Annotated in this window: 13 protein-coding genes and 1 riboswitch; of the genes, 11 read left to right on the forward strand and 2 right to left on the reverse strand. The window is 43.4% G+C overall.

All coding sequences use genetic code 11. The features are described 5' to 3' along the window. Positions 1 to 38: 38 nt before the first annotated feature. The 8 genes from ACXAEO_RS09380 to ACXAEO_RS09415 all read left to right on the forward strand — a co-directional run bounded on the left by ACXAEO_RS09380 (position 39) and on the right by ACXAEO_RS09415 (position 8588). Positions 39 to 914: a DUF6282 family protein gene (locus ACXAEO_RS09380; protein ID WP_474880197.1), complete on the forward strand. Its 876-nt coding sequence runs from the start codon at positions 39 to 41 to the stop codon at positions 912 to 914. Positions 915 to 932: 18 nt separating this feature from the next. After that, a complete protein-coding gene (locus ACXAEO_RS09385) occupies positions 933 to 2336 on the forward strand; it encodes an FAD-binding oxidoreductase (RefSeq protein ID WP_474884065.1) in 1404 nt (467 codons plus the stop codon). Then, positions 2333 to 3685, forward strand: a complete 1353-nt coding sequence (locus tag ACXAEO_RS09390; RefSeq protein WP_474880198.1) for a (Fe-S)-binding protein — start codon at positions 2333 to 2335, stop codon at positions 3683 to 3685. The genes ACXAEO_RS09385 and ACXAEO_RS09390 overlap by 4 nt, the downstream gene beginning before the upstream one ends. Positions 3686 to 3876: 191 nt before the next feature. Further along, complete coding sequence (locus ACXAEO_RS09395; protein WP_474880199.1) at positions 3877 to 4530, forward strand: ABC transporter permease; 654 nt, start codon at positions 3877 to 3879, stop codon at positions 4528 to 4530. A gap of 19 nt (positions 4531 to 4549) precedes the next feature. Next, a complete protein-coding gene (locus ACXAEO_RS09400; RefSeq protein ID WP_474880200.1) occupies positions 4550 to 5554 on the forward strand; it encodes an ABC transporter ATP-binding protein in 1005 nt (334 codons plus the stop codon). 13 nt (positions 5555 to 5567) lie between these two features. Further along, complete coding sequence (locus tag ACXAEO_RS09405) at positions 5568 to 6308, forward strand: ABC transporter permease (protein WP_474880201.1); 741 nt, start codon at positions 5568 to 5570, stop codon at positions 6306 to 6308. A gap of 32 nt (positions 6309 to 6340) precedes the next feature. Beyond that, positions 6341 to 7258, forward strand: a complete 918-nt coding sequence (locus tag ACXAEO_RS09410; RefSeq protein WP_474880202.1) for a glycine betaine ABC transporter substrate-binding protein — start codon at positions 6341 to 6343, stop codon at positions 7256 to 7258. Position 7259: 1 nt separating this feature from the next. Beyond that, complete coding sequence (locus tag ACXAEO_RS09415; RefSeq protein ID WP_474880203.1) at positions 7260 to 8588, forward strand: MmgE/PrpD family protein; 1329 nt, start codon at positions 7260 to 7262, stop codon at positions 8586 to 8588. 161 nt (positions 8589 to 8749) lie between these two features. On the opposite strand, the gene ACXAEO_RS09420 is transcribed toward ACXAEO_RS09415, so the two are convergent. Beyond that, positions 8750 to 8998, reverse strand: a complete 249-nt coding sequence (locus ACXAEO_RS09420) for an MFS transporter (protein WP_474880204.1) — start codon at positions 8996 to 8998, stop codon at positions 8750 to 8752. Between the two features lie 273 nt (positions 8999 to 9271). Here ACXAEO_RS09420 and ACXAEO_RS09425 point away from each other — a divergent pair, with 273 nt between their 5' ends. After that, complete coding sequence (locus tag ACXAEO_RS09425) at positions 9272 to 9712, forward strand: MarR family winged helix-turn-helix transcriptional regulator (RefSeq protein ID WP_474880205.1); 441 nt, start codon at positions 9272 to 9274, stop codon at positions 9710 to 9712. Between the two features lie 3 nt (positions 9713 to 9715). Further along, positions 9716 to 10132 (forward strand): organic hydroperoxide resistance protein, encoded by a 417-nt coding sequence (locus ACXAEO_RS09430; RefSeq protein WP_474880206.1) that lies wholly within the window; start codon positions 9716 to 9718, stop codon positions 10130 to 10132. 64 nt (positions 10133 to 10196) lie between these two features. Here the strand turns inward: ACXAEO_RS09430 and ACXAEO_RS09435 are convergent, their stop codons facing one another. Then, complete coding sequence (locus ACXAEO_RS09435; protein ID WP_474880207.1) at positions 10197 to 10646, reverse strand: hypothetical protein; 450 nt, start codon at positions 10644 to 10646, stop codon at positions 10197 to 10199. Between the two features lie 305 nt (positions 10647 to 10951). Beyond that, positions 10952 to 11157: riboswitch (cobalamin riboswitch) on the forward strand. Between the two features lie 115 nt (positions 11158 to 11272). On the opposite strand from ACXAEO_RS09435, the gene metE reads away from it, so the two are divergent. Further along, positions 11273 to 13585: a 5-methyltetrahydropteroyltriglutamate--homocysteine S-methyltransferase gene (metE, locus tag ACXAEO_RS09440; RefSeq protein ID WP_474880208.1), complete on the forward strand. Its 2313-nt coding sequence runs from the start codon at positions 11273 to 11275 to the stop codon at positions 13583 to 13585. Positions 13586 to 13629: the final 44 nt, after the last annotated feature.

The following is a 13629-nucleotide window of genomic DNA, read 5'->3' on the forward strand; positions in this document are numbered from 1 at the left end:
AGTTTAAGAAAAAGAAAGCATGAAAGGGAGAGAATGAAATGACGTACCATTCATTATTAGAAGGATCCATTGAATTACATTGCCATAGTTATCCGAGTATTTTTCCAAGAAAGCAAAATGATTGGGAGCTAGTGGAAGATGTGAAAAAAGCGAAGATGGCGGGTGTTGTATTAAAAGCACATGAAGCATCGACGGTTGACCGTGCTTCACTAATTCGACTTAAGGAACCTGGTCTTCATGTATATGGCGGTCTTGTATTAAACGAATTTACGGGAGGATTATCACCGAAAGCAGTCGATGCCGCGATTCGGCAAGGAGCGAAAATCATTTGGATGCCAACCATTTCAGCTAATCAGCATTGCTGCCACTTTGGTAAAAAGAAAACCCGTTTTTTTAATAGTGAACGCCCGATTCAAAATGAAGAGCAAGGGTTGACGATTTGGAATGAGGAAAAGCAAATTAAACGAGAAGTTCATGAAATTTTAGCGCTTATTGGCGAAGCCGATATAGCGCTAGCGACAGGACATTTGTCAGCAGAGGAAGTGGCAGTGCTAATCGATGCGGCAAAAGAGCATCGCATTGAAAAAATAGTGATTCAGCATGTCGATTTAGGCATTGCCCCCGTGCCTCTTGATATGCAAAAGGAGTTTGCGAAAAAAGGTGCCATTCTTGAGAAGTGCTATTTAGCTTGCAGCGAAGATTTTCAAGATTTATCAGTAGCCAAAATGGCAGAAACGATTCGGGAGATTGGGGCTGAGTCATGTGTACTTGTGACCGATTACGGGCAAGAACACAACATTCCGCCGATTGAAGCGTTAAGCCGATTCGTTAGCGAGATGCTAGAGGTGGGGATAACGGAACGGGAAGTAGAAACGATGATTCTTCACAATCCAAGGGCGCTTCTTGGCATTTAAAAGCGGAGGTGAAACATGATGAAACAGCAACTCTTGATGGACATTCAAACACTTATTCCGACACAGCGCGTTTTAACCGATTTGGCAGAACGATATTCGTATAGCTATGATGCCTCATTTGGGGAGTATTTGCCCGATATCGTCATTCAGCCGAAAAATGCCGAAGAAATTGCCGGGCTTGTTAAACTGGCAAACGAATACAAAGTGCCCGTTTATCCACGGGGAGCAGCTACCTCCTTGAGCGGAGGCTCCTTGGCAGTTGAAGGCGGCATGTTGCTGGATTTGTCACAATTCGAAAAGAAGCTTGTGATCGATCGAGAAAACTTGCTTGCCATTGTCTCTCCAAGTGTCATTACAGGGGATATTCATAAGCAAGCAGAAGAAGTGGGGCTATTTTATCCGCCAGATCCAAGCAGCTCCCACGTTTCAACAATTGGCGGAAACTTGCTTGAAAACTCAAGCGGGCCGAAAGGATTAAAATATGGCACAACAAAAGAGTATGTCATCGGCTTAGAAGTCGTGACCCCGACAGGTGAGATTATTCGCACAGGAGGACGGACGGTCAAAAATGTGACAGGCTATGATTTAACAAGGCTTATCGTTGGATCTGAAGGAACGCTTGGCATTGTTACAGAAGCGATTTTACGACTTATCCCGAAGCCGCTTGCGAGAAAGACACTGCTAGCATCTTTTCAACGTCTTGTTGACTCTGGTCATGCTATTACAAACATTTTGTCATCCGGAATTTTGCCGAGCGCCATGGAACTGATGGACAATGCGTGCATTCGCGCTGTCGAAAATTATAAGCCGAGTGGTCTTCCAATCGATGCTGAGGCCATTGTCATTATTGAAGTCGACGGTCATCCTGCCGCCATTGAAGAAGAAATTCAAAAATGTGAGGATATTTGCCGGATACAGGGAGCGACAAAGGTGACAGTGGCGAAAACGGATGCTGAGCGTGATGACATTTGGAAAGCGCGTAAAATGGTGTCTCCGGCGATCACCCAAATGGGGCCGACGAAAATTTCAGAAGATGCGACCGTTCCAAGAAGCCAAATTCCGGTGATGATGGAAAAACTTCATCGCATTCGCGAGAAATACGACTTGAATTTAGTTGTATTCGGTCATGCGGGTGACGGGAATTTGCATCCGAATATTATTACCGATAAACGAAACATGGAGGAGATGAAGCGGGTCGAAGAGGCAGTCAGCGATATTTTTGAAGCGGCCGTCGAGCTTGGCGGCACATTGTCAGGGGAGCATGGAATCGGCACGCTGAAAGCACCATATATGGAGATGGAGCTTGGAAAAGAAGGGTTGTTCATGATGAGAAAAATTAAAGAGGCATGGGACCCGAACAATATTTTAAACCCAGGGAAGATCTTTCCGCAGCCTGGACAGACAAAGGTGGTGCTAACATGAGTGGAACAACATTGGAAAAAGAGCGCTTGCTGACGGACCGATATGCGGAAAAGCTTCGAACGTTTTCTTATGATGCCGCCAATCAATGCGTACAGTGCGGCTATTGTTTACCAGCTTGTCCGACATATGAATCGATGGGGCGGGAATCACAGTCGCCGCGCGGCAGAATCAACTTGGTGAAAATGGCGGCAGAAGGGAAAATCGATATTCAGCGTGACCTCGCTGAATCCATTGATTTATGTCTTGGTTGCCGGGCATGTGAAGTGGCATGCCCAGTTAATGTACCATACGGCCGTATTTATGAAGCGGCAAAAGAAGTGATTACGGAACGTCAGCATGAGGAAGAGAAGAAAAGCAGTACGCCGCTGCCGACAATGGTACGTGGTGTGACATTAAACCATCTATTTCCATATCAAAACCGTTTACGCTTATTAGGCAATGCAACATGGTTGTATCAAAAAACAGGCTTAAATAAGCTTGTCCGAAAAACAAAGGTGCTCAGTAAAGTCGCAAAGCCAATGGCACAATTTGAAGCCGTTTTGCCAACATTGGAAACACCGCTTAAACGATATCGGTACGGTCAAACTTTTCCTTCTAAAGGGGAGAAAAAAGCCGTTGTCGCCTTTTTTCCTGGATGCATTATGGACGCGATGATGTCTAAAATTAACCGCTTGACCATTGAATTGTTGCAAGCGGCAGACTGTGAAGTTGTCATTCCGAAACAGCAAAACTGCTGCGGGGCCCTTCATGCCCATCAAGGTTTAACAAATGAAGCAAGGGAACTGGCGAAAGCAAACATTGCCGCATTTGAAGCATCTGGTGCTGATTACTATGTGAATAATGCGGGTGGCTGCGGGGCGATGCTTCGTGAATATAACCATCTGTTTGAAGAAATGCCAGAATGGAAAGAACGAGCAGAAGCATTCGTAAAAAAAACGCGCGATGTGACAGAACTTTTCGTACAATTTGGACCGCTGCCATTTTCAAAACAATGGAGCGGGTTGATTACGTATCAAGACTCTTGTCATTTACGGAATGTACAAGGGGTTGTCAACGAGCCGCGAACATTGCTTCAGTCCATTCCTGGGGCGACATACGTGGAAATGCACGGAAGCGATCGCTGCTGTGCATCAGGCGGTATTTACAACCTTCTTCATTTTGATGAATCAATGGCCATTTTAGATGAAAAGATGAACGATGCGAAGCAAACAAAAGCGAAAACGATTGTAACGACAAACCCAGGCTGTTTACTGCAAATGCGGCTTGGTGTCGAACGGAGCGGCTTAGGAGAGGAAGTGGAAGCTGTCCATATCGTCGAAGTACTGGCGGAAGCATGCGGAATTCAATGAAGGGATAGTTTGACTGGTTGTTAAAATTTTTTAACGACAATAGAAAAATATTTAACGAAATTTCTGAATTTTCAAATGTATGTGTAGAGAAAAGTAGAAATATGGTTCACCTTCATATTGGCACGATACTTGCAAGATAAATAAGTGAACCGTATAAAACATGGTGAAGAAAAGAAAGGGGGCTATCAAGAATGGAATTTTTCGAGTTTATTTCTTCAAACTGGAACGAGATATTAATGATGACAGGGGAGCATATTCAACTAGTCGGGTTGGCAGTCAGTACAGCGATTCTCATCGGCGTGCCGTTTGGTATTTATATTACTCAGCATGAAACATTGTCCAATCTCGTACTGACGGTTGCCGGTATTATGATGACAATTCCAAGTATTGCGCTGTTTGGCATTATGATACCGATTTTATCGGTTATCAATCAAGGGATTGGTTTTTTGCCCGCTTTTATTGCGCTCGTCTTGTATTCCCAATTGCCAATTATCCGGAACACATTTATTGCCGTCAAAAATGTAGACCCGAATATGCGTGATGCGGCAATTGGAATGGGGATGACAACATGGCAACGGCTGCGAAAAGTGGAAATTCCGATCGCTCTCCCAGTCATTATGGCGGGAATTCGCATGGCAGTGGTATTAACAATTGGGATTGGAGCCATTGCCGCTTATATCGGTGCAGGTGGGCTCGGCGTTTATATCGCCCGCGGTATTTCAACAAGCTATACTGCCATGGTTCAAGCAGGAGCGGTTTCGGTTTCACTTTTAGCCATTGTGGCTGATTATGCACTCGGAGTGGTGCAAAAACGTGTTTCCCCAAAAACAGCCCATTCAAAATAAGAAAGGAGATGGTGTTTGAATGATTACGTTTAACCATGTATCAAAAGTGTATGAAAGTGCTGACAAACAAGTAAAAGCGGTTGATAATATTAACATGACAGTGGAAAAAGGCGAAATTTGTGTCTTTTTAGGACCATCCGGCTGTGGGAAAACGACACTCCTTCGTATGGTGAACCGGCTTGTTCCCATTACAGAAGGGACAATTGAAATTGGTGGAAAAGATATATATTCCTTAAATCCAATTGAGCTAAGGCGATCCATTGGCTATGTTATTCAGCAAAATGGACTGTTTCCAAATATGACGATTGAAGAAAACATTAAAGTTGTCCCGAAAATGCTCGGTTGGGATGAAGACAAAATGAAAAAAAGATATGCCGAATTGATGGACATGATGGGGTTGAACCCAGAAGAATATCGAAAACGCTATCCATGGGAACTATCAGGCGGGCAGCAACAGCGAATTGGAGTGGCTCGAGCCATGGCGGCAGACCCGCCCGTTATGCTGATGGATGAACCCTTTGGAGCGTTGGACCCTATCATTCGCGACCATTTGCAAAATGAATTTTTGCGGATTCAAAAGGATGTTCAAAAAACGATTTTGTTTGTCAGCCATGATATTGATGAAGCGATTCGGTTAGGTGATAAAATTGCCATTTTTCACGGAGGACAACTTATGCAGTACGGAACACCTGATGACATTTTGTCTAATCCGACGAATGAATTTGTGGAAAATTTTATTGGAAGTGACCGTGAGATTAAGCGCTTGACGTTACTGACCGTCAAAGATTTGCTGAACAAAATGAAAAAAATGAACCGTAAACCAATGGCTTCTACAGAAGGGAACCCTATACCTATAAAGATTGATACCGATTTGCGCACTGCATTATCCGCGTTATTATCTTCTCCAACGGGTGAAGCAATCATTATCGACCAAAAGGAGCAGCCGCATGGCATTATGACAATTGCGGACTTTGAACTATTAGCAGGCATACACCCGTCTAAATTAAAAACGATTGTTCAATGAAGGTGGTGATGAAATGGAAAGAAAAAATAAAGTGGAAATCATCATTCGTGCAGGACTGTTTGTTGTCATTATCGCGTTAGTAGCGTACGCCTTTACATCTGGTGCCTTTCAATTTATTGTCGAAAATCCTGGAGATCTCATCTATCTCGCGGGTCAGCATTTGAAAATGGTAGCGATTTCATCACTGGCAGCCATCGCTTGTGCCGTTCCGCTCGGTATTTTCATTACGAGACCACAGTTTCAAAAACTTGAGTTTCTTGTCGTCAACTTTGCCAATGTCGGGCAAACCGTCCCAAGTATTGCGATTTTAGCTCTTGTGATGAGTTATTTAGGATTGGGGTGGCAAACAGCGGTGTTTGCATTATGGTTCAGCTCACTTCTCCCCATTTTACGCAACACAATTGCTGGTATTCATTCTGTTCATCCAGCCATTATTGATGCCGGGAAAGGGATGGGGATGACACCACGGTTCATCCTTTGGAAGCTTGAACTTCCGAATGCTTCATACGCCATTTTAGCTGGAATTCGTACAGCGACGGTTATTAATGTCGGAACGGCAGCCCTTGCGTTTTTAATTGGCGGCGGCGGTTTAGGTGATCTGATTTTTACGGGAATTTCTCTTTATGATACGGGCATCATGCTTGCAGGCGCCTTACCAGTTATTATGCTTGCGGTAACCATTGATTTTCTATTAGGCGGTGTTGAGAAAATTGTAATCCCAAAAGGTTTACAACGAAAAGCGGAGACGTTCTAGTTTGTTTCATAGAAAAGTGATAAGGGGGAGAAATGATGAAAAAATGGATGATAGCTATGTTAACCGTACTGGCAATGACGCTTCTTGCGGCATGTGGTTCAGAATCAACGGGGGGAGCAGAAGGAAAAGGCAAGATTACTGTCGGTGGGAAAGATTTTACGGAACAGCATATTTTAACGAAAATGACGTCTATTTATTTAAAAGAAAAAGGTTATGAGGTTGACGAAGCAAGCAGCATGGGAAGTACGGTTGCTCGTTCAGCGCTTGAAAATGGTCAGCTTGACGTTTATTGGGAGTACACAGGTACGGCTTTAATGGTGTACTTGAAGGAGCCTGTTGAAACAGATCCAGCAATAGCCTATGAAAAAGTAAAAGAAATGGATAAAGAAAATGGACTCACATGGTTAAATAAAGCAGAATTTAACAACACTTATGCGATTTTAATGCGTGACGACTATGCGAAAGAATTAGGGATTAAATCTATTACCGATCTTGCGGAGCTAATAAACAAGGATTCTAGCAAGATAAAGTTTGGAACTAACTCTGAATTTTACGCCCGTGAAGATGGAATGAAAGCACTTGAGAAAAAATACGGGTTTTCGTTTCCCTCTAAAAATATTGTAAAGATGGATACAGGTCTTTTATATAATTCGTTAAAGGAAAGCCAAGTGGACGTGACGGTTGGGTTCGCGACAGATGGACGAATTAAAGGATTTAACTTAATTGCTTTAGAAGATGACCAGCAATTTTTCCCTGCTTATAACGGCGTACCGGTTGTGCGTGAGGAAACATTGCAAGCACATCCCGAAGTGGGCGAGCTGCTCAACGAAATGGCGGACCGCTTAGATGGAGAAACGATGAAAGAGTTAAATTACCGCGTGGACGTGGAGCATGAAGATGTCAATGAAGTGGCAAGAGAATGGCTGACGGCAGAAGGGTTGTTGAAGTAAGATGAAAGAAAATACCGCATTAACGTCTTACATTCAGTCTGAATCCATCGACCATGTAGACGAAGGTACATTAACAGCAGTAAAAGAAGCGCTTGCTGATGTAATTGCTTGTACGATTGCCGGAAAAAATACAGAGGCGGCGGACATTGCACGAACCTTTGCGGTATCCCAGTGGGGGACAGGAAGAAGTTCACTCTTTCTGTTTCCTGAAACGTTATCGGTTTCAGGGGCGGCCTTTGTTAATGCGACGATGGCGAACGAACTCGATTTAGATGACGGCCATCGCTTAACGAAAGGACATCCGAGCGCAGTCATAGTTCCCGCTGTGCTTGCGGCTGCGGAAGAAGAGGATACAAGCGGAAAAGTGTTTCTCGATGCGTTGCTTGTCGGCTATGAAACAGGAATTCGCGCCGGCATGTTAGCACATGAACTGCGCCCTGAATACCATTGTACAGGGTCATGGGGAGCTATTGGAGCAGCCGCAGGTGTTTCACGCATTTTAAGCTTGTCACATTCTGAGACAGAACACGCACTTGGAAATGCTGAGTATTTTGGAACTTACTCTCCGATGATGCGCTGCATTGAACATCCTTCAATGCTTAAAGATGGCATTAACTGGGGGTGTATGACAGGTGTCAGTGCTACTTACTTAGCTAAAGCTGGTTACACGGGTATCCCATCATTATTTACGATGGATGAAGCATCTACATTAACAGAAGAGCTCGGTCATCATTATCGTGTCAAGGAGCTTTATTATAAGCCGCATGCTTGTTGCCGTTGGGCACAGCCGGCAATTGAAGGAGTAAAAGCGATAAAAGCGTCACATTCGCTTGTCAGTGATCAAATTGAAAAAATCATCATTCATACATTCACAGAATCCGCCGCTTTATTACAAGACTATCCAAACACGACAGAAGAGGCACAGTACAACTTATTTTTTCCGCCAGCCGCTTATCTCGTGTATGGTGAAGTAGGGCCAGAACAAGTCTTACAGCGCTTGGATGACCCAGCTGTCTTAAAGATGATGGATAAAATGGAAGTGGTCATTGATCCAGCGCTCAATGAAGCTTTCCCGAAAAAAGCGCTCAGCATCGTTCAAATTGTTACAACAGATGGTCAACACTACCAATCACCTGTCATGCAGGCAAGGGGAGATTACGATTATCCATTAACAGCAGAAGAAAAGAAAGAAAAGTTCTTTTGGCTCACCGCTCCATTGATTGGGGAACAGACGGCTCATGAACTTTTCCATGCGGTTCATCACGTAGAAGAACTGCAAAGCATAAGAGAGTTAACGCGTATCATAGCCAGTAAACCCATACAGAAATAATTCAATCCAAGTTGAAAAAGAAACGCTTGAATGTGAATGTTCGGGCGTTTCTTTTTGGTGTTTTTCAGATGTTTTAGTAGGTTAATGAAATCGATCTAATTTTGAAAAAACACAACCAAAAAGACCGCGGAGTATAATCCGCGGCCTTTTATTTATATTAGTCAGTAGTAAGTGTTTTTTTCGGCAACAACGCTGTGTTCTTCGAGGAGTCCCATGAATAGTCCGAATCCGAACATGACCATGGCTGATCCCATGACGCCTAGGCTTAACATAGTGAGGAAGAAATCGCGGTTGTAATCGCTTACAAGAAAACTTAATAGAAATAATACTCCGCCGATGATGAGCTGAACCGTTGCGATGGATCTGCACATTTCCGTCATATGGTTTGTTTGACCGTTTAAGCGTTTCATTTGATCATCCCCTTTTTTCTTATGAGTTAAATATATCATAATGTTCACAAAGTTGCAACATTTTGTTCAAAAAGTTTTCACAAAATAGGAAAAAAATTCTTGTTTGAATAGTTACTTCCAGATGGGTACATCGTAAGAGAGGGCGAGAGATAAGGGAAACTTTCATCGATAGGTTCTTACTATCCGTTAATAAGGGATAAAAGTTGACTTTTTCTATTAATTGTTTAAAATTAAATTGTGCACAACTTAAAAAGAAAAAGGATGGCCACCTTAATGGATGAAGAACAATATTTAAAGCTGGAGAATCAGCTATGTTTTGCGGTCTATGCTTGCTCAAAAGAAATTACGAAATTGTACCGCGATCATTTGGAAGAGTTGGAATTAACTTTTCCCCAATACTTAGTGATGCTCGTTCTTTGGGAAAAGGATGAGCGGACCGTATCTGAGCTTGGCGAGAAGCTGTACTTAGATTCAGGGACGCTCACACCGATGCTGAAACGAATGGAGCAAACCGGCTTCGTTCAGCGAGTTCGTTTAAAAGAGGATGAGCGGAAAGTAGCCATTTCTTTAACAGATAAAGGAAAGTCGTTAAAGGAACAGGCCGCATGCATCCCAAAAGCGATTGCGCCGTCGTTTGGCATTACGAAAGAGGATTATCTACAATTACTTACGCAACTCAATGCAATTACAACTCAATTACGAAAGGGAGAATGAACAATGGAAACATTATACACAGCGACAGTAACCGCAACAGGTGGACGTAACGGGAAAGTACAATCAGAAGACGGCATTATCAATTTAGATGTCAAAATGCCAAAAGCACTAGGCGGAAGCGGAGAAGCAGCAACAAACCCTGAGCAGCTATTTGCAGCTGGATATTCAGCATGCTTTGATAGTGCCTTAAACCTTGTGATTCGCCAAAAACGTGTAAAAGTAGAAGGAACAAGCGTAACAGCACACGTTTCAATCGGAAAAGATACAGACGGCGGTTTCGGTTTAGCAGCTGTATTAGATGTAAAAGTAGAAGGTGTCAGCAAAGAAGAAGCACAAGAGCTTGCAGAAGCTGCCCATCAAGTATGCCCATATTCCAAAGCAACAAGAGGCAATATGGAAGTGACACTGAACGTTCTTTAATTTTTATATGGAATAAGATGAAACGAAGCCCATTGCTTTTTCAAAAAGTGATGGGCTTCGTTTTTTAATTGGACCAAGGATTGACTTTGGAAGCAGTGAGGAGATCTTGCTGAATTTCAATTTCGATCAGGTCGGCATTACGGAAAAGCAAGGTCGGTTCATTCATCTCATCACACGACCGTTGACCGACAAATGATAATTCAAGTCTTTCCATCTGTTCATCAAGATTTCCTTTCGCAAAAAAGCGAAGCGTATCCCCAGGCTTAGCGACTGAAGAAAGCGAAAATGTTTTTGTTAAAGTGCTGTTTTGAGGGATGGGTTGTACAGTATCTGGAAACATAGTCTCAACTCCTGTACTGTCACACACTTCGGCAAATAATTGTATAGAAATATCAGTATCAGTCGGATTTTTCATTAGAATGTGAATGACATCAGGGGGACCTCCGACTGAGTCACCCGTTATCTTTCCAGGGACTTTCATCAGACCTGTTGTGAGAAGCAGAACATTTGCCATAAAGAATACAGCCTCCTTGTAAAAGTAGCCTCTGTTAACATTCTTGTTGAACAGATTCTCAAAGTTCATTATGTATATGAAAAAAGCAGCATGTTTGAAAGGGACAAACCGACTGATAGTTTGGTCTATTTTTTGGCAGCGCTAACGATGATGAAAGTGATTGGGATGAGATTGGTTTTAGAAAAAGAATGAGAGGGCTTACAAAAAAACATCTGAAAATTATTCACGAAAAAACTTGCAAAAATAGGAAAGATAGTATACTCTTAATCTCAATCGATATTCTATTGGGAATATTCTAAAAATAAAATAACGTTCAAGCAATAGGTGTTAAAACGGGAAACCCCTGCTTTTAACTGAAAAGGGAAGTCCGGTGTAAATCCGGCACGGTCGCGCCACTGTAAGAGGGAGCAATCCATTATGAACCACTGCGTTATGGATATTGTCATGAAGCGGGAAGGGATGGAGAGCGGTGAACTTAAGTCAGGAGACCTGCCTGTTGTATGCGCTTATTACCTACGCGAAATAGGGAGGAGTGATGGCCATATGTCGCAGCCTTTTAGTTGTTTCGACTCTAGTTAACTATGTCTATCATCAGTCTCTCTTTTAAGAAAAGGGAGGCTTTTTTCATGGAGACGACACAATACAAATTAGGAGGCATCAGCATGCATATTAAAAGTTCAAATCTAGGATATCCGCGAATTGGTGAAAATCGTGAATGGAAAAAAACATTGGAAACGTTTTGGGCAGGAGAAATTACGGAAGAACAATTCAATAGCCAGATGGAGAAAATCCGCTTGTCACATTTGAAAAAGCAACAGGAAAAAGGAATTGACTTAATTCCAGTCGGCGACTTCAGCTATTATGATCACGTGTTGGATACGGCGGCTATGTTCGGCCTTCTTCCAAAACGATTCCAAACAGATGAAAAGCCGCTTCAACGCTATTTTGAAGTCGCACGCGGCAGCAAAGGAAAAGTCGCATCCGAGATGACGAAATGGTTCAATACGAACTATCACTACATCGTACCTGAATTGGAAGATGTAACACCTGAGTTAGTCGAAAACCGTCCTTTAGCTTTATATAAAGAAGCAAAAGAAAAGTTAGGCATTAACGGAAAGCCGGTCATTCTTGGGCCGATTACGTTTTTGGAACTGTCAAAAGGAAGCAACGACTCGAAACGTTCACAGTGGGTGCAAGCGCTTGTCCCGCTTTACATTGAAGTATTGAAGCAGTTAGCGGAAGCGGGAGCAGAGTGGGTTCAAATCGATGAACCGATTTTAGTGAAAAACGTAAGCAACGAGCTTTTACAGGAGTTTCAAGAAGTGTACATAGCGATCCAACAAGCAGTTCCAACGATTAAAGTGATTTTGCAAACGTACTATGAAAGTGTCGACCAATATGAAGCGGTTGTTCAGTTGCCTGTTGCCGCTATCGGCCTTGACTTTGTTCATGATGCTGGCCGCAACTTACAAAAGCTTCAAACAGTTGGTTTTCCAGAAGATAAAGTACTCGCAGCGGGTATTATTGATGGTAGAAATGTGTGGAAAGCCGGTCTTGAAGAAAAAGCCGAACTCATTCACACGTTGACAAACATCGTCGGCAGCGAGCGACTTATCGTTCAGCCATCTTGCAGTCTGCTTCATGTACCCGTGACGGTGAAAAATGAAGAGAACCTTGAGCCAGCGGTTAAACAAGCGTTATCGTTTGCGGATGAAAAGCTCGATGAAATTGTGTTGCTCACGAAATTTTCTAATGGGACGGCTGCACGCGAACAGTTGGCCAAACATGATGAAGCTGTTCATCTATTGAATGATTCTTCGCTTCGCAATGTGCCGGCAGTGAAAGAGGCTCTCGCTAATTTGGCGAGCTACTCGACATCTCGCGTAGAAGCTTCAAAGCGAAAAGCCCACTGGCGTCTGCCGCTGCTGTCAACGACGACAATCGGGAGCTTCCCGCAGACGAAAGAAGTGCGTCAGCAGCGCTTAAAATGGCGGAAAGGTGAACAAACGACAGAGCAATACGAGCAGTACATTCAAGCTGAAATTAAAAAATGGATCGATATTCAAGAAGAAATCGGATTAGATGTACTGGTCCACGGCGAATTTGAACGGACGGACATGGTTGAATTTTTCGGAGAGAAGCTTGGCGGTATCGCCATTACGACGTTCGGCTGGGTACAATCATACGGCTCTCGTTGTGTCAGACCGCCTGTCATTTTTGGAGACGTATTCCTTGAAGAAGCGATGACGGTCAAAGAAACGATTTACGCTCAAGGATTGACGACGAAGCCTGTGAAAGGGATGCTGACAGGACCTGTGACCATTTTAAATTGGTCGTTCGTTCGCAGTGACATTGATCGTGTCGACGTATTGAACCAACTGGCGCTTGCGATTCGTCAAGAAGTCGAAGCATTGGAAACGAGCGGCATTACGATGATTCAAGTAGATGAGCCAGCATTGCGAGAAGGCTTGCCATTAAAAGAAGAAAAAGTCGAAGCTTACTTGAAAGCAGCTGTTCAAGCCTTTAAGCTGTCCACATCATCAGTGAAAGAAGAAACGCAAATTCATACACATATGTGCTATTCGAGCTTTGAAGATATTATTGAAGCGATCGACGCTCTTGATGCCGATGTGATTTCAATCGAAACATCAAGAAGCCACGGCGAGCTTATTTCTTCCTTTGAAAACTACCAATACGAAAAAGGAATCGGCCTCGGCGTATATGACATTCATAGCCCGCGCGTCCCAACATTAGACGAACTTACTGACAACATTGACCGTGCCTTACAAGCGCTCGATTACCGCCTATTCTGGGTAAACCCCGACTGCGGACTAAAAACGAGAGGAGTCGACGAAACCATCGCCGCCCTCCGCGTCATGGTGCAGGCAGCCAAGCTATACCGTGAAAAATTGGTGTTAGAGCAATCGTTGCAGGTGTAATAATATGAACGTCCCCCTTTACTAAATATGGTAAAGGGGGTTTG

It is taken from the genome of Bacillus sp. ABA4_010, assembly GCF_056159105.1.